General features: G+C 72.3%; 19 protein-coding genes. 8 read left to right on the top strand and 11 right to left on the bottom strand.

The window, feature by feature from the left end; genetic code table 11:
• The first annotated feature begins 107 nt into the window (after window positions 1-107).
• From AC5677_RS30645 to AC5677_RS30630, 4 genes are all read left to right on the top strand, one after another.
• Complete coding sequence (locus tag AC5677_RS30645; protein ID WP_497191115.1) at window positions 108-947, top strand: TIM barrel protein; 840 nt, start codon at window positions 108-110, stop codon at window positions 945-947.
• A gap of 52 nt (window positions 948-999) precedes the next feature.
• Window positions 1,000-1,896 carry a 2-hydroxy-3-oxopropionate reductase gene (locus tag AC5677_RS30640; protein ID WP_497191114.1) on the top strand — a complete coding sequence of 299 codons (897 nt, stop codon included), beginning with the start codon at window positions 1,000-1,002 and terminating at the stop codon, window positions 1,894-1,896.
• A 227-nt stretch (window positions 1,897-2,123) separates the two neighbouring features.
• A complete protein-coding gene (locus AC5677_RS30635) occupies window positions 2,124-3,581 on the top strand; it encodes a catalase (protein WP_497191113.1) in 1,458 nt (485 codons plus the stop codon).
• A 459-nt stretch (window positions 3,582-4,040) separates the two neighbouring features.
• Entirely contained in the window at window positions 4,041-4,796 is a 756-nt protein-coding gene (locus tag AC5677_RS30630) for a hypothetical protein (RefSeq protein ID WP_497191112.1), read from the top strand.
• A 120-nt stretch (window positions 4,797-4,916) separates the two neighbouring features.
• Here the strand turns inward: AC5677_RS30630 and AC5677_RS30625 are convergent, their stop codons facing one another.
• The gene (locus tag AC5677_RS30625) at window positions 4,917-5,681 is read right to left on the bottom strand and encodes a glucose 1-dehydrogenase (protein WP_497191111.1); all 765 of its coding nucleotides are present in this window, start codon (window positions 5,679-5,681) and stop codon (window positions 4,917-4,919) included.
• A gap of 212 nt (window positions 5,682-5,893) precedes the next feature.
• Between AC5677_RS30625 and AC5677_RS30620 the strand changes: the two genes are divergently transcribed.
• Window positions 5,894-6,274, top strand: a complete 381-nt coding sequence (locus AC5677_RS30620) for an MmcQ/YjbR family DNA-binding protein (RefSeq protein WP_497191110.1) — start codon at window positions 5,894-5,896, stop codon at window positions 6,272-6,274.
• Between the two features lie 63 nt (window positions 6,275-6,337).
• On the opposite strand, the gene AC5677_RS30615 is transcribed toward AC5677_RS30620, so the two are convergent.
• The gene (locus tag AC5677_RS30615; RefSeq protein WP_497191109.1) at window positions 6,338-6,970 is read right to left on the bottom strand and encodes a hypothetical protein; all 633 of its coding nucleotides are present in this window, start codon (window positions 6,968-6,970) and stop codon (window positions 6,338-6,340) included.
• 269 nt (window positions 6,971-7,239) lie between these two features.
• Here AC5677_RS30615 and AC5677_RS30610 point away from each other — a divergent pair, with 269 nt between their 5' ends.
• Window positions 7,240-8,883, top strand: a complete 1,644-nt coding sequence (locus AC5677_RS30610; RefSeq protein WP_497191108.1) for an NUDIX hydrolase — start codon at window positions 7,240-7,242, stop codon at window positions 8,881-8,883.
• Here the strand turns inward: AC5677_RS30610 and AC5677_RS30605 are convergent.
• The 5 genes from AC5677_RS30605 to AC5677_RS30585 form a co-directional block, all read right to left on the bottom strand.
• A complete protein-coding gene (locus AC5677_RS30605) occupies window positions 8,880-10,532 on the bottom strand; it encodes an AMP-binding protein (RefSeq protein ID WP_497191107.1) in 1,653 nt (550 codons plus the stop codon). The two genes, AC5677_RS30610 and AC5677_RS30605, sit on opposite strands and share 4 nt — an antisense overlap.
• Before the next feature lie 368 nt (window positions 10,533-10,900).
• Window positions 10,901-12,442 (bottom strand): AMP-binding protein, encoded by a 1,542-nt coding sequence (locus tag AC5677_RS30600; RefSeq protein ID WP_497191106.1) that lies wholly within the window; start codon window positions 12,440-12,442, stop codon window positions 10,901-10,903.
• Between the two features lie 233 nt (window positions 12,443-12,675).
• Entirely contained in the window at window positions 12,676-12,858 is a 183-nt protein-coding gene (gene dmpI, locus AC5677_RS30595; RefSeq protein WP_497191105.1) for a 4-oxalocrotonate tautomerase DmpI, read from the bottom strand.
• 138 nt (window positions 12,859-12,996) lie between these two features.
• Entirely contained in the window at window positions 12,997-13,944 is a 948-nt protein-coding gene (locus AC5677_RS30590) for a LysR family transcriptional regulator (protein WP_497191104.1), read from the bottom strand.
• Between the two features lie 224 nt (window positions 13,945-14,168).
• Window positions 14,169-15,680 (bottom strand): amidase, encoded by a 1,512-nt coding sequence (locus tag AC5677_RS30585; protein WP_497191103.1) that lies wholly within the window; start codon window positions 15,678-15,680, stop codon window positions 14,169-14,171.
• A 96-nt stretch (window positions 15,681-15,776) separates the two neighbouring features.
• On the opposite strand from AC5677_RS30585, the gene AC5677_RS30580 reads away from it, so the two are divergent.
• Window positions 15,777-16,427 carry a TetR/AcrR family transcriptional regulator gene (locus tag AC5677_RS30580; protein WP_497191102.1) on the top strand — a complete coding sequence of 217 codons (651 nt, stop codon included), beginning with the start codon at window positions 15,777-15,779 and terminating at the stop codon, window positions 16,425-16,427.
• A gap of 177 nt (window positions 16,428-16,604) precedes the next feature.
• On the opposite strand, the gene AC5677_RS30575 is transcribed toward AC5677_RS30580, so the two are convergent.
• Complete coding sequence (locus AC5677_RS30575) at window positions 16,605-18,377, bottom strand: Ig-like domain-containing protein (RefSeq protein WP_497191101.1); 1,773 nt, start codon at window positions 18,375-18,377, stop codon at window positions 16,605-16,607.
• Window positions 18,378-18,583: 206 nt separating this feature from the next.
• Entirely contained in the window at window positions 18,584-19,663 is a 1,080-nt protein-coding gene (locus AC5677_RS30570) for a hypothetical protein (RefSeq protein ID WP_497191100.1), read from the bottom strand.
• Window positions 19,664-20,283: 620 nt separating this feature from the next.
• On the opposite strand from AC5677_RS30570, the gene AC5677_RS30565 reads away from it, so the two are divergent.
• Entirely contained in the window at window positions 20,284-20,748 is a 465-nt protein-coding gene (locus AC5677_RS30565) for a nuclear transport factor 2 family protein (RefSeq protein ID WP_497191099.1), read from the top strand.
• 100 nt (window positions 20,749-20,848) lie between these two features.
• Here the strand turns inward: AC5677_RS30565 and AC5677_RS30560 are convergent, their stop codons facing one another.
• On the bottom strand, window positions 20,849-22,039 hold the full coding sequence (locus tag AC5677_RS30560; protein WP_497191098.1) for a winged helix DNA-binding domain-containing protein: 1,191 nt from the start codon (window positions 22,037-22,039) through the stop codon (window positions 20,849-20,851).
• 148 nt (window positions 22,040-22,187) lie between these two features.
• Window positions 22,188-23,477 carry an XdhC family protein gene (locus AC5677_RS30555; RefSeq protein ID WP_497191097.1) on the bottom strand — a complete coding sequence of 430 codons (1,290 nt, stop codon included), beginning with the start codon at window positions 23,475-23,477 and terminating at the stop codon, window positions 22,188-22,190.
• Window positions 23,478-23,496 lie beyond the last annotated feature (19 nt).

Genomic DNA, 23,496 nt, shown 5'->3' with positions numbered 1-23,496 from the left:
GCCACCAGAAATTGCCCAGGACCCCTCTTGACAGCGTCCAAGCCTGGCAGGCAGTGTTCCGTTACGCAGAAATTAAGTTCCACAATTCGGAAGGGGCGCCGGCCTTCATGGGTTTCACGGACACGCGCTTCAACGTCAATCTGTCGATTCTTTTCACCGAGCTTCCGTTGCTGGAGCGGCCGGCGGCCGCGCGGGCGGCGGGTTTCACGGCGGTGGAGCTGTGGTGGCCGTGGGTGGATGCCCCGGTCCCCGAGCAGGCGGAGCTGGACGCGCTGCGCGACGCCCTGAACGATGCGGGCACCCGGCTGGTGGGGCTGAACTTCTACGCCGGGCAGCTGCCGGGCCCCGACCGCGGTGCGCTGTCGGTCCCGGGTGAGGAATCCGAGAGGTTCCGGGCGAACGTGCCGGTGGCGGTCGAGTTCGCCAAGTCGCTGGGCTGCACCACCTTCAACGCCCTCTACGGCAACCGCGTCGAGGGCGTCGAGGCGGCCGAGCAGGACGCGCTCGCGCTGGAGAACCTGGCCTTCGCCGCCCGCGCGGTCGCCGAGATCGACGGCACGCTGATCATCGAGGCGCTCAACGCCCCCGAGTCACCCAAGTGCCCGATCGTCTCCGCGCCCAAGGCCATCGAGATCGTGGACGCGGTGAACGCGGCGACCGGCCTGGACAACGCACGGTTCCTGATGGACCTGTACCACCTGTCCATGAACGGCGAGGACCTCGATGAGGTCATCGACCGCTACACCGCCAAGACCGCCCATGTGCAGATCGCCGACAACCCCGGCCGCGGCGCCCCCGGCACCGGCTCCCTCGACTTCACCGCCCTGCTCGCGCGGCTGAAGAAGAACGGCTACGACGGCTGGATCGGCCTGGAGTACAAGCCGGGCGACGCCCCCAGCGCCTCCTCCTTCGCGTGGCTGCCCGCCCCGCTGCGGCCCGCCCCGTAACCCGGCCCGGCACCCGCCCCGAATTCTTTTGAGTGTGAAAGAGGCTATTTCGATGAGCAACCTCCCCAAGATCGCGTGGATCGGCCTGGGCATCATGGGCTCCCCCATGGCCGAGAACCTGATCAAGGCCGGCTACGCCGTGTCCGGCTTCACCCTCGAGGCCGACAAGCTCGAGCGCCTGGCCAAGGCCGGCGGCACCGCGGCCGGCTCGATCGCCGAGGCCGTCAAGGACGCCGACGTCATCATCACCATGGTCCCCGCCTCCCCGCAGGTCGAGGCCATCGCCTACGGCCCCGACGGCATCCTGGACAACGCCCGCTCGGGCGCCCTGCTGATCGACATGTCCTCGATCACCCCCCAGACCTCCATCGACCTGGCCAAGGCCGCCGGCGACAAGGGCATCCGTGTCCTGGACGCCCCCGTCTCCGGCGGCGAGGCCGGCGCCATCGAGGCCGTCCTGTCGATCATGGTCGGCGGCGACCAGGCCGACTTCGACGCCGCCCGCCCGATCCTCGAGGCCCTCGGCAAGACCATCGTGCTCTGCGGCCCGCACGGCTCCGGCCAGACCGTCAAGGCCGCCAACCAGCTCATCGTCGCCGTCAACATCCAGGCCTGCGCCGAAGCCGTCGTCTTCCTGGAGAAGTCCGGCGTCGACCTCGCCGCCGCCCTCGACGTCCTGAACGGCGGCCTGGCCGGCTCCACCGTCCTCGCCCGCAAGAAGGACAACTTCAAGAACCGCGACTTCAAGCCCGGCTTCCGCATCGACCTCCACCACAAGGACATGGGCATCGTCACCGACGCCGCCCGCACCGTCGGCGCCGCCCTGCCCGTCGGCGCCGTCGTCGCCAACCTCGTCGCCTCCCTCCGCGCCCAGGGCGACGGCTCCCTCGACCACTCCGCCCTCCTGCGCGGCGTCGAGCGCCTCTCCGGCCACACCATCGAAGGCTGATGCCCTTCAGGGCCCGCATTTCCCAGGCATTTCCCGGGTCCTGAACCCCTAGATTTCCGGGCGGCGGCCGCGCTGACACCTGTCCTGTCGCGCCCAGGCGCGGCCGTCGCCCGGAACACCAGCCCACACCCAGGTTTTATTTCAACAAACTGTTGACGTTTGGTCGGAGCAGTTCTTACGCTCCGACATGCGGAAGCCAATTCCGCGCTCTCGTACGGAAGGTCACCATGTCGAAGCCCACGCTGACGACCGAGTCCGGCGCCCCGGTCGCCGACAACCAGAACTCCGCCACCGCCGGCGTCGGCGGCCCGATCATCCTCCAGGACCAGCACCTGCTGGAGAAGCTCGCGCGGTTCAACCGCGAGCGCATCCCGGAGCGCGTCGTGCACGCCCGCGGCTCGGGCGCCTACGGCTACTTCGAGGTGACCGACGACGTCACTGGCTTCACCCGCGCCGACTTCCTGAACACCGTCGGCAAGCGCACCGAGACGTTCATCCGCTTCTCGACCGTCGCCGACAACCTCGGTGGCCCGGACGCCGCCCGCGACCCCCGCGGCTTCGCCCTGAAGTTCTACACCGAAGAGGGCAACTACGACCTCGTCGGCAACAACACCCCGGTGTTCTTCATCAAGGACCCGATCAAGTTCCCCGACTTCATCCACTCCCAGAAGCGCGACCCCTTCACGGGCAAGCAGGAGGCGGACAACGTCTGGGACTTCTGGGCGCACGCCCCCGAGGCCACCCACCAGATCACCTGGCTGATGGGCGACCGCGGCATCCCGGCCTCGTACCGTCACATGAACGGCTACGGCTCGCACACCTACCAGTGGACGAACGCCAAGGGCGAGGCCTTCTTCGTCAAGTACCACTTCAAGACGAACCAGGGCATCCGCTCCCTGAGCAGCGAGCAGGGCGCCGAGCTGGCGGGCAAGGACCCCAACAGCCACCAGACGGACCTGCTGCAGTCCATCGAGCGGGGCGTGTACCCGTCCTGGACGCTGTACGTGCAGATCATGCCCGCGGCCGAGGCGGCGAACTACCGCTTCAACCCCTTCGACCTCACCAAGGTGTGGCCGCACGCCGACTACCCGCTGCAGCGGGTCGGCCGCCTGGTCCTGGACCGCAACCCGGACAACGTCTTCGCCGAGGTCGAGCAGTCGGCCTTCTCGCCGAACAACTTCGTGCCCGGCATCGGCCCGTCCCCGGACAAGATGCTCCAGGGCCGGCTGTTCGCCTACGCCGACGCGCACCGCTACCGCCTGGGCGTCAACCACACCCAGCTGCCGGTGAACGCCCCCAAGGCGACCCAGGCCAACAACTACGGCCGGGACGGCCTCATGGCGACCAACGGCCAGGGCCGTAACGCCAAGAACTACGAGCCGAACTCCTACAGCGGCCCGGTGCAGACGAACGAGGCGCTCTCCGCCCCGCTCGCCATCTCCGGCTACACCGGCACCCACGAGGCCCCGGCGCACACCAAGGACGACGACTTCTTCCAGGCCGGTGAGCTCTACCGCCTGATGTCCGAGGACGAGAAGAAGCGCCTGGTGGACAACATCGCCGGCGGTCTCTCCCAGGTCAGCCGCGACGATGTGATCGAGAAGAACCTCGCCCACTTCCACGCCGCCGACCAGGACTACGGCAAGCGCGTCGAGGCCAAGGTCCGCGAGCTGCGCGAGGACTGACGGGAGGTCAGCCTCCTTGCGCATCCGTACCGGTCGGCCCGTTGAGGGGTGGTCGACCGGTACGGAGAGGTAGCGCGGTGCTCCGCGGCACCCGGGGAGTTACCAGTGCGGTGGCCGCGCTCGCCCGATAGGGAAGGGCGAGCCACTCCCCGCCGCGGAGCCCGCCTCCTGCCTCCGTCCCACGGCCTCCGTCCCGTGGGACCACGACTCCGTCCGGTGGTGCGATGTCCTGTCGCGCCCAAATCTCGTATCACCGGACGGGAACCACCCACGAAGGGCCCGGAATCCGTACGGTCACGGATTCCGGGCCCTCCGTGCGTTCCGCCGCTCCCGCCAGAGGTCCGCCCGGCCTGCGGATCTCCTCTTGTTTCGGCCCCCTGCGCACCGTTTTGGAGGAGCATGGACGACAGCGGCAGCACCGTCCGTCTGCCGCCCACCCGCAAGTTGCCAGGAGCCCATATGGCCGACAGCGTGCCGGTGCGGTGCCCTACGTGCCGCCGCGAGAACGCCTTCACCCCGCCCACCTTCCCGTGCGCCTGCGGCGCGCCGCTGACCATGCCCGTCCTGCGCGGCGGGGTACCGGTCGAGATACTCCACCGCACCTGGCAGGCCTCCTGGGTACAGGTCCGGTGCGAGGTCTGCGGGCGGCAGGACGAGTGGCCGGCGCCGGAATCGGGCTGTGCCTGCGGCACGGTCGTCCGCGTCCCGGTGGTCCCGGCGCCCGCTCCGCCACCGCCCCTCATCCCGGAGCCCGGCGCCTTCGGCCCGCCCGGTGCGCCCGCCCTCCGGCCGCCTGCCGCGCCGGCTCCCCGGCCGGCCGTGCTGCGGCCCGCGTTCCGCCCCGTCACCATCCGTACCGCCCGGGACTGCGTCACCGCCGCCGCGCAGTATCTGAAATGGCTGGGTTTCACGGACGTCGGCCGTACCCAGGAGCGCAGCGCAGCCGGTGTCGACCTGCGGGGCACCGGAGTGGTGGCCCAGGTCGACCCGACGACCCGGTCCACCACGCTCCGCGAGGTCGAATGCGTCTGGCTCAACGGCCTCAACGACTCGGCCGTCGCCGTCTTCTTCTCCCTGGCCGGCTACGCCCGCGACGCCCGCGCCCGCGCCGACGAGCTCCATCTGCCGCTGTTCGTGATGGACCTCACCGGCACGCCGCAGCCGGTCAACGACCCGGCGGACGAGCTGATCAAGTACGGCGCCACGGGACGCTGACCCCGGCCCCGGCGGTCGCCGTCAGCAGTCGCGGGGCGTCCGCCGGCGGCTGCCCGGGCCGCGCGGGGACGAGGTCGCGGCGGTCGCCGCGGGCGAGGCGCACGGGCCGGCGCCCGCGGGTCAGGTCGTCGGGGTGACCGCCGGCGCACGGCCCGCCGTCGAGCCGCCGTCGACGGCGATCTCGGCTCCGGTCAGATAGGCCGAGGCATCGGAGGCGAGGAAGGCGACCAGGCCGGCGACGTCCTGGGGCAGGCCGATGCGGCGGAGGGCGACGCCGGGGTGGTTGCCGGGGCCGGCGGGCGGGGCGAAGCTCTCGACCATGGGGGTGTCGATGATGCCCGGGTGGACGGAGTTGACGCGGATGCCGTGCTCGCCGAGTTCCAGCGCGGCGACCTTGGTGAGGCCGCGCAGACCCCATTTGGAGGCGCCGTAGCCGCCGGTGCGGGCGACGCCGGTGAGGCCGGCGGTGGAGGAGATATTGACGATGGAGCCGCCGCCCGCGCGGATCATGGGCTCCCGTACCGCCCGGATACCGAGGAACGGCCCGACGAGATTGATGCGCAGCGTCGACTCGAAGGCCTCCGGGGACTCGTCGCACAGGGGCATCGAGCGGAAGACCCCGGCGTTGTTGACGAGGATGTCGAGGCCGCCGAAGGCCTCCAGCGCGAGGTCGACGGCGGCGGTCCAGCGGGACTCGTCGGTGACGTCGAGCGGGATGTAGCGCGCGGCGTCGCCGATCTCGGCGGCGACCTTCTCGCCGAGGTCGTCGCGTACGTCGCCGAGCACCACGCGCGCGCCGAGCCGGGCGAACAGCCGGGCGGCCTCGGCGCCCTGGCCGCGCGCGGCTCCGGTGATGACGGCGGTCTTGCCTTCGAGTGTGAGCACGGGCCCTCCCACGACTGCCGACTGCTGCCGGGCGCTTTTGTCCCGCAATTTGACGGGTGGTCAGGTGGGCGGGTCAAGAGGGCACGAGCGAACGCGCCCGCGGGAGACGATCGGGAGGCGGGCGCAGGACGACCGGGACGCGAGCGGGCGGCGGGCGGCGGCCCGGAAGCGATCGCGAGACGCTCGGGAGGCGATCGGGGGACAATGCGGAGATGATCGACGCACACGCGCTCCGGGCCGCCTGCCTGGGCTTTCCCGGTGCGACCGAGGAATTCCCGTTCCCCCGGCACCCGGACGTCTCGACCTTCAAGGTCGGCGGCAAGATCTTCGCGCTGACGACGCTGACGGCCATCCCGCTGACCGTGAGCCTCAAATGCGATCCGGAGCTGGCCGAGCGGCTGCGCGCCGCGCACCAGGAGGTGGTGCCCGGCTATCACCTCAACAAGCGGCACTGGAACACCGTTTCGCTGGTCGGGGACCTCACCGACCGGCTGGTCCTCGACATGATCGAGGACTCCTACGACCTGATCGTGGCTTCCCTGCCCCGGGCGCAGCGCCTGCTGCTGGACTGGCCGGGGGAAGGTCAGCAGTGACCGGCCGGTCCCGGCGTGCCGGGCGGGGTGCGGTGCCCGGCCCGGCACACCGAGGGCCGGTGCCTACAGCACGCCGCCCCGTGCGGTGGCGGGGGCGACGGTGTTGAGCGCACCGTCCACGCTGCCGTTCCCGGCGTACTCGGCGGTGTAGCCGCCCAGCACCGCCTCGGCGACGGACAGCGACCGAGTCGCGTCACAGGAGGCCCGGCCGGCGGTGTCGGTCCTGGCCACGCACAGGACCTTGCCCGCGCCGTCCTTGAACGTGATGGTCGCGTTCCAGATGGCGTCCTGGGGGCCGTTGTCGCGGTCCCGGACCAGGGTGGCGTTCAGATGACCGAGCTTGGCCTCCGCCGGCGACTGCCGGATCAGCTCGGCGCGCCCCGCGGTCAGCTTGGTGCCCATCTCGGGGACCGTACGCGCCGGGCCGCACAGACCGCGCGTCCAGTCGAAGTACGCGCCGGGTGCGCAGGTCACGCGCTCCTGCTGGGCCGCTGCGCCGCCGGTGGACGGGTTGCAGCGGTAGTAGGCGGCGGCGCTGTCGGCGTCGATCGCCAGCAGGTCACCGGGCTTGCCACCGTGCTGGTGGCCGGTCGCGCTCTGGCAACCCGCGGTGAACACCTCGGTGTTGTAGCCGCCGTGCTGGTCGGGCCCGACGGCGGAGGCGGGGGCGGCGAAGGCCCCCAGAGAAGCAACCACGGCAGCTGCTGCGGTCGCCCAACGAGCAATACGCGTCATGGAGTTCCGTTTCTTCGGGTGGTTCGACGGTGGTTGACGAGTGGATTGATGGGGGGTTGGGGGTGGTTGTGAGTGGTTGAGATGATGGGCGGTAATTGGCGCGAAGAGGCCTTGCCCTTGGCCTGAATCCTGTCATGATCGCGCCGACCGCACCCTACGGGGACCCACCCTCGCCAGTGATCTTGTGCGAACGAAACAAGCCAGGTAGGCGCCGCTATTAGGGTGGCGGCATGCGAACACTCCGCCAGGCCGCACGCGTTGCCGTGCTCGATCCCGATGGCGCGATCTTTCTCTTCCGGTACGACAACGAAGAGGTCGGCGTCCACTGGGCCATGCCCGGCGGAGGACTGGACCCCGGCGAGAGCCCGCGCGAGGGCGCACTGCGCGAACTCCGCGAGGAGACCGGCTGGACCGACCTGGAGCCGGGCCCGCTGCTGTGCACCTGGGAACACGACTTCACCCGCCCCCAGGCGGCCGGCACCGGCGTGCCCGTACGGCAGCACGAGCACCTCTACCTCGCGCACGGGCCGCGCCGGGAGGTGGCCGACGGCGTGGCGGCCGCGCACGCCGACGACAAGATCCTGCAGGGCCGCTGGTGGACCCCGGCCGAACTGGCCGACTCCCCCGACCCGCTCTGGCCGCCCCAGCTCCCCGCCCTGCTGGCGGCGGTGCGCGACACCCCGCCCGGCTCCGACCCGGCCCCGGTCCACCTGGGGTACGTACCGAACGAGGCGCCACCGCACCCCGAGGTGCTCTGGTCGCACGGCGCCACCCTCGCCGCCTGGGCCGCCGAACGCCCGCTGCCCGTGCACACCTACCGGGTGGACGACACGGGGCTGCACTCCGAGGACATCGGCAACGGCTGGTGGTCGCTGACCTGGGTCGAGGGCGGACGGGCGGTGCTCCACGGACTCGACCTCGACTACAGCGACACCGTCGCGCAGGCTCCACCCGTCGATCTGCTGGCCGGCGGCCCGTCCTGGCTGCCCTGGGAGCGGCTGACCGCGCTGACCGACCGCGGCGAGGGCATCGGCTTCCTCTACTGGTGGGCGGACGGCGCGTGGGGCCGTGCCCCGTACCCGTACGCGGTGCGGGAGGACGGCGTGCGCGCCATGGTCCCCGACGGCGACGACGAGGTGCGGGCCGTCCTCACTGCGCTGGCGGAGGACGGTACCGATGCGGCGGAGGTGCGGCGCATGGGGACGCCCGAGGCACGGGCGGCCGCCGTGCGCGGTCTCGCCCGCCCGCACCTGCCGGCCGGCCACGGGGAGCCGGCGGACCGGCGGGTGCCGTGCGAACTTCCGGAACAGTACGCGGGGGTGATCGCGGTCGCGATGCGCGCGGCCGGCGAACTGCCCCGCGCGACGCCCGCCGCGGGCGCCGCCCTGGAGCGTCTGACGTCCTGGCTGCGCGCCCACCACCCACAAGGCGACGACGGGCGCCGCCTGCTCACCGCGGCGTTCGCCGACGGCACGGACCCCGGCAACCTGTACCGCCGCGACGGCTTCCACGACGAGCGGGGCAAGCGGCTCGCCGACGAACTGTGCGACCTGCTCGATGACCTGCGGGGGACGGACGCGGCGGGCGACGCCGAGGCCGGGCGCTGGATGTACCTGCGGGTGCAGATCCCGGCGGACGCCGGGGCCGGCGCCGATACGGTCACCGTCGACCGCGCCCATGACCACCTGCCGGCCTGGTGGGGCGCCCGCTACGGCACGGCCGTGGCCCGGCCGGACACCCTGGCACGCGAGATGGCATCCCGCGCACCCCGCTGGCGCCCGGCCTGGGCCCGGCTCCTGGACGAGGACATCCCCCGCCGGGGCGCACCAGCGGCGCTCTGCCGCCCGCCCATGACCTCTCGGACCGGCCCCTAGCGCACCGCCCCCAGCGCCTTCGCCAGCCGCTCCCGCAGCTCGACCTTGCGGACCTTCCCGCTCACCGTCATCGGGAACTCCTCGACGATCTCGAGGTAGCGCGGAACCTTGTAGTGCGCGAGCCGGGAGCGGCAGTAGTGCGCCAACTCCTCGTGGGTGAGCGGCACTTCGGGGTCGCGGAGGATGACGCAGGCGGCGATCTCCTCGCCGTACTTCTCGTCCGGGACGCCGACGACCTGGACGTCCGCGATCTTGGGATGGGAGTGGAGGAACTCCTCGATCTCCCGGGGATAGACGTTCTCACCACCCCGGATGATCATGTCCTTGATCCGGCCGACGATCCGTACGTACCCGTCCTCGTTCATCACCGCGAGGTCGCCGGTGTGCATCCAGCGCGCGGCGTCGATGACCTCGGCGGTGCGCTCGGGCTCCTCCCAGTAGCCGAGCATCACGCTGTAGCCGCGGGTGCACAGTTCGCCCGGGGTGCCGCGCGGGACGGTCACGCCGGTCGCCGGGTCGGTCACCTTGACCTCGATGTGCGGCAGTACCCGGCCCACCGTCGCGGTGCGGTGTGCGAGGTCGTCGTCGCGGCGGGTCTGGGTGGAGACCGGCGAGGTCTCGGTCATGCCGTAACAGATGGACACCTCGGCCATGTGCATCTCGGCCACGACGCGTTTCATGACCTCTTCCGGGCACGGGGAGCCCGCCATGATCCCGGTGCGGAGCGAGGAGAGGTCGTACGAGGCGAAGTCGGGGTGGTTGAGTTCGGCGATGAACATGGTGGGGACGCCGTAGAGGGAGGTGCAGCGCTCGTCCTGGACGGCCCGGAGCGTGGCGGCGGCGTCGAAGGCGGGGGCCGGGATGACGATGCAGGCGCCGTGCGAGGTGGCGCCCAGGTTGCCCATCACCATGCCGAAGCAGTGGTAGAAGGGCACCGGCAGACAGATCCGGTCGTGCTCGGTGTAGCCGACCGTTTCGCCCACCCAGTAGCCGTTGTTGAGGATGTTGTGGTGGGAGAGGGTGGCGCCCTTGGGGAAGCCGGTGGTGCCGGAGGTGTACTGGATGTTGACCGGGTCGTCGGCGGTCAGGCCCCGTTCGCAGTCGGCCAGGCGGGCGGCCGGGATGGCGGCGCCGGCGGCCAGCAGGCCGCCCCAGGACGCCGGGTCGCCGATGTGGACGACCTCGCGCAGCGCCGGGCAGTCGCCCCGTACCTGCTCGGTCATCCGGCGGTAGTCGCTGCTCTTGTGGCGGATCGCGGAGATCAGCACCGCGATACCCGCCTGCCGCAGCACATACGCCAGTTCGTGGACGCGATAGGCCGGGTTGACGTTGACGAGAATCGCGCCGATCTTCGCGGTGGCGTACTGGACGAGCACCCATTCCGCGCAGTTGGGCGACCAGATGCCGACCCGGTCGCCCTTGCCGACGCCCTTGGCCAGCAGTCCGAGGGCCACCTCGTCGACCGCGCGGCCCAGTTCGGCGTACGTCCAGCGACGGCCGCTCGCCGCCTCGACCAGCGCCTCACGGTCACCGAAGCGGGCGATGGTACGGGCGAGATCGGCGCCGATGGTACGGCCGAGCAGGGGCCGTTCCGCGACCCCGCTCGCATACGCCAACTCGGCCGGATCCGTCTGCTGCTGACTGCTCATCGGTGGTTCTCCTCGCGGTACTCGGCGTCGCCGTCGCCCTGCGCGGTGCGCTCTTCGGCGCGAAACGGCGAGATCGGTCTGGTGGTGGGAGGCCTGGAGGAATCGCCGGTCGGCGGGACGGATCCTGGCCCAGCGGCAGCCGGCGGTCAACCCGCCCCCGCACCCCGCGCACCCGACCCGCACCTGACCTGCACCCTGGCCGGAATCCGCTCCCTGCCCCACGGCATGTTCGACCCGGCACGCGGCCACGCCGAGCACGGCACGGCCGCGTGTGCCGGCCTCCAGGAGAGGGAGTTCTGTTGTGGTTGCGCGCGGGCCCACGCGCCTCGCGCGGCGTGGGTCCGTCACGGGGTGTGCGGGGCCGGCGGTCAGTTGACGTCGCGGTCGAGGCCGGACCAGTACGGCTGGCGGAGCTTGAACTTCTGGATCTTGCCGGTGGCCGTGCGGGGGATGGCGTCGCGGAACTCCACGGAGGTGGGTGCCTTGTATCCGGCCATGCGCGCCTTGCAGTGGGCGATGATGTCGGCCTCCTGTGCCGTCGCCCCCTCGGCGAGGACCACCAGGGCCTTGATCGTCTCGCCCCACTTCTCGTGCGGCACACCGATGACGGCGACCTCGGCGACCGCCGGGTGGCTGAAGATCGTGTCCTCCACCTCGATCGACGAGACGTTCTCGCCGCCGGTGATGATCACGTCCTTCTTGCGGTCGGAGATCGTGAGGTGGCCGTCGGCCTCGTCGAGGGTGCCGCCGTCGCCGGTGTGGAACCAGCCGTCCTCCAGCGCCGCCGAGGTCTCCTCCGGCTTGTCCCAGTAGCCCTCGAGCACCGTGTTGGAGCGGGCCAGGACCTCGCCCGACCCGGACACCTTCAGCGTGACGCCGAGCGCGGGCAGTCCCGCGCGGGACAGCTTCCGCGCCCGCTCCTCGGCCGGCAGCGCCGCGTCCTCGGGCCGGATCCGGTTGAAGGTGAGCAGCGGCGAGGTCTCGGTCAGACCGTAGATCTGGGTGAACTCCCAGCCCAGTTCCTCGCCCATGCGCTGGATGGTCCTGCTCGGCGGCGGGGCGCCCGCGCAGACGACCCGTACCCGATCGCGGCCCGGGATCTCGCCCTGCCATGTCGCCGCCGCGTCCAGCACGGCGTTCCAGACCGCGGGCGCACCGCACATGAGCGTGACGCCGTGCTCCTCGACCCGGCGCAGGATCTCCGCGCCGTCGACCTTGCGCAGCGCCACCTGTTTGACGCCGAGCCCGGCCATCACATACGGCATGCCCCAGCCGTTGCAGTGGAACATCGGCAGCGTGTGCATGTAGACATCGCGCTCCCACACCCTGGTGTGCAGGCCGAAGGTCATGCCGTTGACCCAGATGTTGCGGTGGGTCAGCTGTACGCCCTTGGGCCGGGCGGTGGTGCCCGAGGTGTAGTTGATCGTCGCGGTGGCGTCCTCGTCCGGGTTCGACCAGGGCCGCGGATCGACGCCGAAGCGCATCAGCCCGGTCTCGGTCTGCTCGCCGAGAACGAACCGGTGGCGTGCCGTGACACCGGCCAGGGCGTCGTCCAGCTCCGGGTCGACGAGCAGGACCGAGGCCCCGCTCTGCTGCACCACGTAGGCCACCTCTTCGGGCTTGAGGCGGAAATTGACCGGCACGCAGATCCGGCCGCTCATCGGCACCGCGAACAGCAGCTCCAGCATCCGCGCGGAGTTGTGGGCGACCACCGCCACCCGCTCGCCCTCGCCCACCCCGAGCGCATCGAACCCCGCCTGCCAGGCCCGCACCCGTTCGGCGAACCGCCCGTACGTCGACTCGGGCACCGGCGGGCCGGGCTGCTGCGGCTCGTCGATCACCCCGGGACTGGCGCGGAAGCCCAGCTCGGCCCGGTCGAGGAAGTCCGCAATCGTCATCGGTGTCCGCATCGTTCTCTCTCCTGTATCCGGCACGCATACGTCTGAGACGGGATCCTGGCGGCTGCCGTCGCCGGCACCGGACGCGACGGCTTCCGGGACGGCAACGGCAGAGCGTGATCTTGACGCCTGCAGACATCATCGGCGTGCCCGATGCGGGTGGTCCAGTCATCGGGGCCGCGGAGTCGTCCCGTGCGGACTACCTGGTGAGGCGGGGCGGAGGTGCCGCCCCGCCCCGGCCCCGGCTACTTGTCGGCGGTCAGCCTGCCCGCCGCGCCCCAGCTGTCGGCCGGGACCTCCTGGATCCACACCTGCACGCTCTCGGCGGGAATCCGGTACGTGTCCACGAACGCGTCGGTGATCTGCTTGACCAGCTCCCGCTTGAGCTCGACGCTGCGCGGACCCTGCTGGACGGTGACGATCGGCATGGCTGAACTCCCTTGTCAGTGGCGGCCGTTCCGCTGCTGTCGGCTCCGGTTGTCCGGGGCTCCGGACGGCTCACCGGCGTGGGATCAGTCCATCGCGTACGGGAGGCGCGACCAAGAAGCGGATCGCGCAGGCAGCGATCACCGATCGAGATCGGGGGGCGCCGCGCAGGCCCGCAGCAGGAGTTCCACCCCCGCGGGCGGGGCGGTCCGCTGGACGGCGAGGGAGGTGGTCAGCTCCATCCCCGGGTTGCGGAACGGGAGATAGGCCACCTTCGGGGTGCTCAGGCGCTGGGCGTGGGCGGCGTAGACGACGGTCCACAGGGCGTCGGCCGGGCCGCAGGCGCCGATCGCGGCCAGGGTGTTGTCGAGGCTGCCGGGCCGGGGGCCGGGGACCGGGGTGAAGCCGGCCTGGTGGCAGGCCGTGACGACAAGGTCGACCAGGGGGCGGTTCATGCGGCGTTCGGTCAGGATCAGCGGCACCTCCGCGAGGTCGGCGAGGGCGATGGTGCCGGGCGAGGCGGCGAGCGAGTGGCGGGCGGGGACGGCGGCCACCAAGGGGTCCTGCCACAGCGGGACGAAGCTCAGGGCCTCCCGGGCCTCCCCCCGGGCTTCATGGGCCGGGGAGCGGCCCCCGTCGTCCACCCCGCCGCGTACGAACGCCGCGTCCAGTTCACCGGCCGCGACCCGCTCCAGGCGTTCCCGGGCCGGGACGGCGACCAGTTCCACGCCGATGTCCGGGGCGAGTTGGGCCAGCGCGTCCAGCACCCGGTCCAGGTGGGCGCCCAGGCCCGTACCGGTGCCCACCCGCAGGGTGCCCGCGCGGGCGGCGGCCAGGTCGGCGACGACCGCGCGGGCCCGTTCCTCGGCGGCGAGCAGCGCCCGCGCCTCGGGCAGAAACCGCTCGCCGATCGGCGTCAGCCGCACCTGGCGCGCCGACCGGTCGAAGAGGTCGGCGTTCAACTCCCTTTCCAGGCGCCGGATCTGCTGACTCACCGCCGACTGCACGATGTGCAGCCGGTCCGCCGCGCGCCCGAAGTGCAGCTCCTGCGCGACCATGACGAAGTACCGCACCTGCCGGAGTTCCACGCCTCCCCCGTCCCGGTCGATCGCCGGCCGACGCCGCCGATCCCCCGCCGATCCCCTGTCGATTCCCCTGAGTATTCCGCTCCCGCGGCGCTCGCCGCCCGGACCGCACCCGCCCGAACAACGCACCGCTGAGGAATCATCCCCGGCGCACGACGGTCACCCGCTCCCGGGGTCGCGTCCAGGGTGGTGCGGCCGGGGGCTCCCGTGGGGAGGACCGGCCGCCGTCACCTCTCGCCGCCGCCGGCCCGGTGCGTGCGCGGGGCGATCGGGGCGAGTACGCCCAGGCGCTCCTCGATCCGCTGCGCCGCGTCCAGACACAGGTCCTCGCGGTACATCCCGGCCACGACCTGCACGCCCTGCGGCAGCCCGGCCGCGAGTCCGGTGGGCACGACCACGGCCGGCACCCCCACATAGGTCGTCGCGGTCAGCAGCCGCATCGGCGTCATCATCGCGTCGCGTTCCTCCGCGGTCCGCGGTATCAGCACCTCCGGTACCGGTTGCGTGGACACCGGCCCGAGCAGCAGCGGACAGCGCTCGAAGAAGCGGGCCCATGCGCGCTGGACGCCCAGGCGTACGCCGGGCTGGCGGACGTACTCCTCCAGGCCGATGGCCGGGTGGCGCTGGGTGTCCAGCTCGATGTGGCGGGCGCTGTCGTCGGTGAGCAGCCTCCTGAGCACGGGCCAGACCAGGGAGAACTCGGTGCGCAGCAGCGCGCCGTAGCCGTCGAGGGCGTCCTGCAGCCGCGGCACCGCCACCTCCTCGACCGGGTGCCCGGCGTCCTCCAGGGCGGACGCCGCCGCCTCGATCGCCGCGCGCACGTCCGGGTGGACGTCGCCCCGGCCGCCGGGGTCGGTCACCACACCGACCCGCACCGGCGCGTCCGGCCGCGGCCCGCGGAGCGGCGCCGGGACCGCCCGCGGGTCCTGCGGATCCGGCCCCGCGAGCACCTCGTATGCCGCCCGCAGGTCCGCCACCGACCGGGCCAGCGGGCCGTCCACGGGGAACAGCTGGTGGCCCAGGACCGGTTCCTGATCGGTCATCCGGTGGTCGGCCGGGAACCGCCCGTAGCTCGGCTTGAGCCCCGCGACGCCGTTGAACGTCGCCGGATTGCGGATCGACCCGCCGGAGTCGTTGCCCAGTCCCAGTGGCGCCATACCGGTCGCCACCGCGACCGCGTCGCCGCCGCTGGTGCCACCGGGGGTGCGCCGCGGATCCCATGGGTTGACGGTGTCCCCGAACAGCTGGCTGACGGTGTGCACTCCGGCGAGCGCCAGATCGGGCATGTTGGTGCGGCCGATCGGGATCGCCCCGGCCGCGCGCAGCCGCCGCACCGGGGGCGCGTCCGCCTGCGCGATCCAGTCGCGGAAGTGCGGTACGCCGTGCGTGGTCGCCGATCCGGCGACGTGGATGTTCTCCTTCACGGTGAACGGCACCCCGGCCAGCGGGCCCAGCGGCTCGCCGGCGGCCCGGCGCCGGTCGGTCTCCCGCGCGGCCTGCCGAGCGCCGTCCGCCAGCAGTCGGGTCACCGCATTCACCTGCGGGTTCACCGCGGCGATCCGCTCCAGGTGTGCCTCCACGGACTCCGCCGCGGACACCTCCCCGGAAGCCACCAGCTCGGCGAGCCGCGACGCCTCCAGCGCCCACAGTTCGTTCGGCCCGTTCGGTTCATTCGGTCCGTTCGGTCCGTTCGGTTCGTTCGGTTCGTTCGGTGTGCCCATGTCCTTCGGTGCGTTCATTTCCCTCGGGGCTCCCTTCGCTCTCCCAGCAAGATACACACCTGTATCTGAATACAGGTGTGAATATTCCGGCCGGGTGCGCCGTAGGATGCCGCCGTGACACCCGAACGCAAGCGCCTGACCCGCGAAGAGAGCCGGCAGCAGACCCGCGGCCGCCTGCTGGCCGCCGCCGCCGAGCTGTTCACCGAACGCGGCGTCAACGGCACCTCCGTCGAGCAGATCGCCGAGCGTGCCGGCTACAGCCGCGGCGCCTTCTACGGAAACTTCGACGACAAGAACGCCCTCGTCGCCGAGCTGCTCCAGCACCGCACCCGCCGCGAACTGGAGGAAGTCCGCGGCCTCACCCAGGACGCCGCCTCCTTCGACGACGCCCTCGGCAAGCTCCGGTCCTGGAACCACGACCGCGCCCGGCACCTGCCCGAATGGCTTGCCCTGCGGATGGAACTCGTCCTGTACGCGCTGCGGAACGAGGAGCTGCGCCCGCTGCTCGCCGCACGCGAACGCCTCGCCCGCGACGCCCACGCCGCCGGTCTGGAGCAGGCGTTCGCCGCCCGCGGCGTCGGAGCGCCCGGGGACCCCGCGTTCCTCGCCCTGATCGTCCACGCCCTGGAGGACGGTCTGCTCATCCAGCGCCTGCTGACCCCCGAGGGCATCCCGGACGATGTCGTCGTGGACGCCTTCGATCTGCTGCTGCGCTCATGGACCGCGCTCGCACAGCAGGAGAGCGGGGGTCGCGGTCCGGGGTGAGGGCCACCGCCCCTCGCCGCCGCCCGTCATTCCCGTAACACGCCACCGAGGGCCCGCACTTGGTCGTGTGGGCCCTCGGTGTGCACGGTTTGCTCGTGGTGCGGTGCCTGCGTTCAGCGGCCGGGCCGCACGGTCGTCCCGGCCGCCGCGTGGCGGGTCAGCGGCATCGGCGGCGCTTCATCGGCACTGTCCGGACCGCGGCCCGTCCACGGTGTTGCCCGTCTGGTGCAACGTCGGTTCATTGCCGTCGCAGCGCAGCGGGCCGGTGACGTGGTTGGCCTCGAATCCGGGTACGGCGTCCTCGGGGAACAGGCCGCTGCCGCTGTTGTCGCTGATCCTGACCGGTCCCGTGATCGTGTTGGCCGCGGCCTCGACGCCGCCGGTGTTGGCGTTCAGGGTCAGCGCGCCCTTGATCGTGTTGCCCTTGCAGGCCGTCGTGCCGTCGTGAGCGGAACCGATGAGCACCTGTCCGCTGCTTCCGTTGACGGTGACCGGCGCGGCGAGTGCCGAGTGGCAGACGGTGACGGCGAGGGCGCCGTCGGCGGAGACCGGACCGGTGATCTCGGCATCGGTTATCGCAAGGGCGCCACCGGGTCGCACCCTGACCGGCCCCTCCTGCTTGCCGCCGGATGCGATGCAGAGCGACTCGTCGGCGCCCACCGTCAGGGCGCCGTCGCCCGCCGTCGTCAGGCACGGCCGGCTGAAGCCGACGGTGACGTCGGTGGGCCCGTCGGTGGCGCTCGGCGTGAACGCCGGGTTTCCGTCGTAGCGGGCGGTGATCTCATGGGCGCCGGGCTGGAGTGCGCCGGTGGTGAACCGGGCCTGCCCCTCGTGCAGTGGCACGGTCGCCAGCGGCGTCCGCCCGTCCGAGAACGTCACCGTGCCGTCCGGGGTGCCCGCGGCCGGGTTCGCCGGGTCGACGGTGGCGGTGAAGGTGACGGGGTGACCGAACAGCGGGGTGGACGTGTCCGGGGTGAGCGAGAGCGACGTGCCGTAGCGGAACGAGACGACCGCCTTGCCGTTGCCGTGGCGGACGCCCGTGCGGAGGGAGGCATCGGTCGTCGTCGCGGCCGCGAATCCGCTTCCCCCGCCGCCGCCCGCGCCGTAGAGATTGCCGGGATTCCCGCCGCCGGAGCCGCCCGCGCCGCCGAAGTAGCCGCCACCGCCGCCTCCGCCGCCGTTGCCCCCGCGGCCGCCGTTGCCCCCGGGGCCGCCGCTGCCCGGGTTGGGCAGGCCGGTGTTGGGGTCGATGTCGCCGCCGGGCGTTCCGGGGCCGCCGAGGGCGGAGTTGGGGCTGCCGGCTCCGGACGCGGCCTGGGTTCCCCCGCCGCCGGCGACACCGGACCCCTCGGGGCCGCCGCCCTGGCCGCCGTCCTCGCCGGTGAGGCCGCCGCCGTCGCCGCCGTGCAGCAGGGGCCCGCCGTTGCCCGCCCCTCCCCCGCCGCCCGCCACCAGCACGCGATCCGACGGGCCGAAGTCGCCGATCCGCACATCGGTGCCGCCGCCTCCGGAGCCACCCCCGCCGTGCGCACCGCCGCCGCCGGCGCCGTGGCCGGTGCCGCCGGGCCGGGCGTACTCGCCGTGCCGGGACGTGCCGGGGATACCGGCGGCCCCCACGGTGATCTGAAGTTGCTGCCCCGCGCTGACGGCCAGCGTCGCGCGGGTCTCGCCGCCGAGCCCGCCGGGCGCCCCCTCGTTCGCGGGGTTGGGCGCGACGTACCCGGCCGCGCTGCCGCCCTCGGCCCCGAACAGGTCGACGCGCACCGCGGTCACCCCGTCCGGGACGGTGAAGGTGTCCGTGCCGACCGCGGTGTAGGTACAGGCGGGTGCCGATGGGGTGAAGACACCGCCGGTGCCGCAGTGCGCGGACGCGGCCGCGTCCGCGGGTTCAGCGGTCGCGAGGAAGGGGACCAGGACGGCGGCCAGGAGGCAGGTTGCGCCGACCCACATCCTCTTGGGTCCGGGGACGCTCGAACGGGGTCCGGAGGTGCTGGAACGAGGCTTCGCGCGACGGTTCATGGGACGGTTCACAGGACGGTTCATGGGAAGGGGCACTGCCTCTCCGGGCCCGCTGTGGGACCGAGGTGGGACGGGGTGATCCGCGGGCGGGCGGCGCTCGGCGCCGGGCCCGCCCGCGGAGGGGTGCTGACGCTGTCTCAGGCTCCGTCGTCGGCGCACAGCGCCCAGACGTCGGTGGAGGTGGCCGGTGAGCTGACGCCCCCGGTGTGGGTGGAGGCCGTCCAGTACGCCGGAGTGGCGGTCCCGTCACCGAGCGGATTGCCGCCGGAGTCGCTGGGGAAGCTGCCGTTGAGGTGGTCGCCGACCGAACCCGGACCCGTGAAGTCGGTGGTCGTCACGCTGCCGCCGCTGATGGCGGCGCCACCGCTGACCAGTTTCCCGTCCCCGGCACCGCAGCCGACCGTCGCGGTCTGCCCCGCGGTTGCCGCGGTCGGGCCGCTCACCTCGCTGTGGCGGACCGTCACCGTGGTGCCGCTGACGTCGATGCCGTTTCCGCTGCAGATCGCGTACGCATAGGTGGTGTTGCCGCTGTTGCCTCCGCCGCCGTTCCATCCGACGGCCGCCCAGGAGTCGGGGTCGGTCTCTCCGTCGGCCGCGGCCTTTTGACCGAAGTCGTGCGCGGCGTTGTTGAACGTGGGGAAGCCGGCGATCGGCTTGAGGCTGCCGGCGCTGGCCGGGGTGGTGCGGGCGCCGCCACCGAGCAGGCGCGTATTGGCCGGGCAGGTCGCCACCACCAGGCCCACCGTGCCGCTCGTGGCGGGTCCGGCGATCTTGTTCATGACCACCTGGGTGTGGTTGATCGGGCTGCTGGTGAAACACACCGCGTAGGGCGTGGTGGAGAAGTCGCTGTTCACCGCGCCGCCGCTGCCGCCGATGCCGAGCCAGTGGGTGACATCGGTGCCGACGACGCCGGTGGAGCCGGTGTACTCGGTGCTGCCGTCGGGACTGGGCACGGTGCCGTTCACGTGGTTGCCGTTCGACGACATACCGGTGCCGATGGCCTGGTTGATCCCGCCGCCGGAGATCAGGCCGCTGGCGCAGTCCGCATGGGTCGAGATCTCGGAGAAGGTGGCCGCGGGGCCGAGGGTGGCCCCAGGGGTCTTCACGGTCACGCTCACGGTGTTGGCGTAGGCGATTCCTGGTGCCGCCACGGTCAGTAGGGCGCCTATGACCAGCGCCTTTCCGGTGGCGAGACCCCGCAGAGTCCTCAATTTCATCGCATTCTCCCTCTCTGGCATCAACGCGGTGGACGTGCTCCCTGGCATCAACGCGGTGGACGTGGCACGGCAGCGCTGTGCGGAAGCGGCATCGGGCAGGAGAAGTGGTCAGGGCCTCGGCATGTACGGCCCGGCCCCGGGATCGTTGTCCGTGGATCGGAGCGACCGTCACGCCTGCCGCGCGGGCTCCGCGCCGGGTACCGGGGTCGCCGGTGCCGTCGGGGACGCGGCTGCTTCGGCACCACCGGGCCGGCTACTGCCCTGCGGAGGGATGCCGTCTGTCGTCATGGGGGCGAAATGGCGGACGGCTGTGCCGCCGCCGAACAGCGTGGAACCAGGACGGCGATCAGCTGTATCGCTTCCCTGGCGGTCGCGCATGCGGACTATAACAGCCCCTCAGGCCCACATCTACAGGCCAATCTTCCGGGTTTACCCAGCATTTGTGATAGCGGTCCATAGCGGCGGTACGGAGTGCGCCGACCGCACGGCCCCCGAGCGGCGGAAACCTTGCGGTGCCGGCGGTTACCTGGGAAGTAATCGCCGGGGACGGCCGGCGCCGGAAAGGATGACGTCCTGTCCGCATCGGTGCGATGCGGGTTCCGGACCGAAAGGGATCAGCCATGTCCACAGCCACGCCCACGGCCACCCGCACGGCGGTGGAGGAACTGCTGCGCCGGATCGGCGAGGGCGACCCCGAGCGGATCGCCGAGCTGTATGCGGAGCGGGGCGACTGGAAGCTGGACTGGCCGGAGGCCGAGCACGGCCGTGCGGCCACCCCGTGGATCCGCCACCGGCACACCCGCGCCGACGCCGCCGCGCACTATCGCGAGCTGGCCGAGCACCATGTGCCGGAGCGCGCGGCCACCGAGATCGAGCGGATCCTCGTCGACGGCAACGATGCGGTCGTGCTCGGCGAGATCCGGCAGACCGCCCGATCCACGGGACGCGCCTACCGCGCGCGGTTCGCGCTGCACCTCACGATCGAGGACGGCCTGGTCACCAGGCACCACGTCTACGAGGACAGCCTCGCGGTCAGCCAGGCCTTCGAGGCGGGGCCGGGGGAGGACCGCCGGAGCCGGGGATGAGAGCGCCGGTCCCGGTCGCAGCCCTTCATGATCGGCCAGGACCGGCACGACCGGCACGACCGCCGGCAGCGGCGGGAGTTGAGCTTCGGCTACGGCACGTTCACGGACGCCCGGCGACCTGGCCGTGGACCTGGCCGTAGCGGATGTCGTGGGTGGCCTCCGGCGCCGTCATGCGCAGCACTCCGCCCGCCTCCTCCTCGACCGCGGCGCGCTCGGCAGGGGATAGAGGGGCGAACGGTTCGATCGTCAACTGGAGGGAACCGGCGCCCGGTTGGAGGCTCCACAGGCCGCGGACGGTGCCGTCGAGGAGGAGCACGCGGTAGGCGGTGCTGCCTTCCCAGGTGCGTCCCTGGTGTTCGGGGGCGATGATCCGGGTGCGGTCGGCGTGCGAGAGCGCGATGTTGTCGAACTCGGGGAGGAAGCGGACGGGCGCCTCGGTGTCGGGGACGGGGCGGGGCGCGTCGGGCAGGTCGAAGAGTTCGGTGCCCCCGTCGTCGCGGAAGGTGCGCAGGCGGGGGCGCAGTGGATCGACGACCTCACGGAGGCGGGTCAGACCGCACCAGGTCTGCATGTCCTTCACGGAGGCCGGGCCGAAGGCCGCCAGGTAGCGGAGGAGGACGGCGGGGAGGGCCTCTTGCGGGTCGGGGTCCGGGTCCGGGTCCGGGTTCGCGGGTTCCTCGGCAGCCGGTTCCTCCGCGGCGGGCCCGCCCCCCAGCCAGGCCTCCAGCGTGGTGTGCGCGGCCTGTCCGCTGCGGCCCCACAGGGCGCGCGGGGTGACCTGGACCAGCGGCAGCAGCTGACGGGCCGCCATCGACAGCGGCCTGCGCTCGTGTTCCGGCCACTCCCGCTGGAGCCGCTCCCCCAGCTCCTTGGACGTCAGCGGCCGCTCCTCGACGAGCGCACGGGCCACCTCGGCGAGCCGGTCCAGATCGACGCCGGCCAGCGCTTTTCCGAAGCTGCCGCGCAGGACGCGGTCGTGCACGGAGCGGGTGAGCGGCCGGAGCAGCCGGGCATCGCGGGCGCTGAGCAGGTGGATGGTGGAGCGCATCGCGGAGATCCGTACGACCCTGCGGGTCTCGAGGAGACCGGACAACTCCTGCGGCCGGAAGCCGGCGAGGCGGGCGGCGAGCGCGTAGTAGGGCGGGCGCGGCGACTGGGCCTGCAGGCCGACCAGCCGCTCCACGGCCTCCAGGGCGGTCAACTCGGCGCGTTCGAGGAGGAGTTGACGCGCCAGGGTGGCGCGGCCGAGGGCGCGGGCGGTGAGGAGCGGGGCGGCGGTGCGCGGGGTCATGAGGGCGAGCGTAGGGGCCATCGCGGTCAGCTGCTGTCCTCGATGGCCCCTTTGCTGTCCTCGATGGCTCCTTGCGGCCGCGGCGTCCCGGAGCCGCCGCACGGGGCCGGCGGTGTCAGGGCCGCCGGTCCCGTGAGTTCTGCGGCCCTCAGGCCACCGACCCGATCCGTCCCACCGGCCGGGCCGTGTCGTGGTGGATGGGCGTATGGGCGCCGGTCAGCGGGGTGCCGGTGCCGCCGCGGCGGTTGGCGACGATTTCGGCGGCGATGGAGAGGGCGGTCTCCTCGGGGGTGCGGGCGCCGAGGTCGAGGCCGATGGGCGAGCGCAGCCGGTTGAGTTCGAGTTCGGTGACGCCGACGTCGCGCAGCCGCTGGAGGCGGTCGAGGTGGGTGCGGCGCGAGCCCATGGCGCCGACGTAGGCGACCGGGAGCGTGAGCGCCCGCTCCAGCAGCGGGATGTCGAACTTGGCGTCGTGGGTCAGCACGCACAGGACCGTGCGGCCGTCCAGCTCCTGGGAGTCGAGGTAGCGGTGCGGCCAGTCGACGACGATCTCGTCGGCGTCGGGGAAGCGGGTCCTGGTGGCGAAGACGGGGCGGGCGTCGCAGACGGTGACGTGGTAGTTGAGGAATTTGCCGACCCGGACGAGCGCGGAGGCGAAGTCGATGGCGCCGAAGACGATCATGCGGGGGGCGGGGACGGACGATTCGACGAGCAGGACGACCGGCTGACCGCACTGCGAACCGCTCCGCTGCGCTCCGCCTTCGCTCTCTGATTCTTCCTCGGATGCGAAGCCGGCGCCGATTTCCAGGGTCGTGGTGCGCCCGGCGTCCAGCAGGGCGCGGGCTTCCTCGACCACCGTGTGGTCGAGGGCGGGGTGGCCGCCGAAGGTGCCGGTGTGGCTGCCGTCGGGGCGTACGAGCAGGGCACGGCCGACCAGTTCGGCCGGGCCCTCGATGATCCGCGCGACCGCCGCCGCCTCCCCACGGGCGGCGACGGCCAGCGCGGCGGCGAGCGTCTCGGCGGTGCTGTCCACCGGGGTGCCGCTCCGCTGCGCTCCGCCTTCGCTCCTTGATTCTTCCTCGGATGCGAAGCCGAATCCGCTGTCAGGGGCGGATCCTCGGCCGCTCGTCCGTACCGGGGTGATGAGGATGTCGATGATGCCGCCGCAGGTCAGGCCGACGGCAAAGGCATCCTCATCGCTGTAGCCGAAGCGTTCGAGGACCGGCTTGCCGGTCTCCAGCGCCTCCTGGCACAGCTCGTAGACGGCGCCCTCCACACATCCGCCGGAGACCGACCCGATCGCCGTGCCGTCGGTGTCGACGGCAAGGGCGGCGCCGGGCTGGCGGGGAGCGCTTCCGTTGGTGGCCACGACGGTGGCCACCGCGAAATCGCGTCCCTGCTCGACCCACCGGTGCAGCTCTTCGGCGATGTCCAGCATGTCGGTCTCCTAACGGATG

The organism is Streptomyces sp. JLSY215 (assembly GCF_059682825.1).
Note: the sequence above shows the minus strand (reverse complement) of the source record. Positions and strands in the feature narration are given on the sequence as shown.

Excerpts from the sequence above, each read along its gene's own strand:
- AC5677_RS30645 (WP_497191115.1), top strand. The coding sequence starts at position 108 with ATGGGTTTCACGGACACGCGCTTCAACGTCAATCTGTCGATTCTTTTC.
- AC5677_RS30640 (WP_497191114.1), top strand. The coding sequence starts at position 1,000 with ATGAGCAACCTCCCCAAGATCGCGTGGATCGGCCTGGGCATCATGGGC.
- AC5677_RS30635 (WP_497191113.1), top strand. The coding sequence starts at position 2,124 with ATGTCGAAGCCCACGCTGACGACCGAGTCCGGCGCCCCGGTCGCCGAC.
- AC5677_RS30630 (WP_497191112.1), top strand. The coding sequence starts at position 4,041 with ATGGCCGACAGCGTGCCGGTGCGGTGCCCTACGTGCCGCCGCGAGAAC.
- AC5677_RS30620 (WP_497191110.1), top strand. The coding sequence starts at position 5,894 with ATGATCGACGCACACGCGCTCCGGGCCGCCTGCCTGGGCTTTCCCGGT.
- AC5677_RS30610 (WP_497191108.1), top strand. The coding sequence starts at position 7,240 with ATGCGAACACTCCGCCAGGCCGCACGCGTTGCCGTGCTCGATCCCGAT.
- AC5677_RS30605 (WP_497191107.1), bottom strand. The coding sequence starts at position 10,532 with ATGAGCAGTCAGCAGCAGACGGATCCGGCCGAGTTGGCGTATGCGAGC.
- AC5677_RS30600 (WP_497191106.1), bottom strand. The coding sequence starts at position 12,442 with ATGCGGACACCGATGACGATTGCGGACTTCCTCGACCGGGCCGAGCTG.
- dmpI (WP_497191105.1), bottom strand. The coding sequence starts at position 12,858 with ATGCCGATCGTCACCGTCCAGCAGGGTCCGCGCAGCGTCGAGCTCAAG.
- AC5677_RS30585 (WP_497191103.1), bottom strand. The coding sequence starts at position 15,680 with ATGAACGCACCGAAGGACATGGGCACACCGAACGAACCGAACGAACCG.
- AC5677_RS30575 (WP_497191101.1), bottom strand. The coding sequence starts at position 18,377 with ATGTGGGTCGGCGCAACCTGCCTCCTGGCCGCCGTCCTGGTCCCCTTC.
- AC5677_RS30570 (WP_497191100.1), bottom strand. The coding sequence starts at position 19,663 with ATGAAATTGAGGACTCTGCGGGGTCTCGCCACCGGAAAGGCGCTGGTC.
- AC5677_RS30565 (WP_497191099.1), top strand. The coding sequence starts at position 20,284 with ATGTCCACAGCCACGCCCACGGCCACCCGCACGGCGGTGGAGGAACTG.
- AC5677_RS30560 (WP_497191098.1), bottom strand. The coding sequence starts at position 22,039 with ATGACCCCGCGCACCGCCGCCCCGCTCCTCACCGCCCGCGCCCTCGGC.
- AC5677_RS30555 (WP_497191097.1), bottom strand. The coding sequence starts at position 23,477 with ATGCTGGACATCGCCGAAGAGCTGCACCGGTGGGTCGAGCAGGGACGC.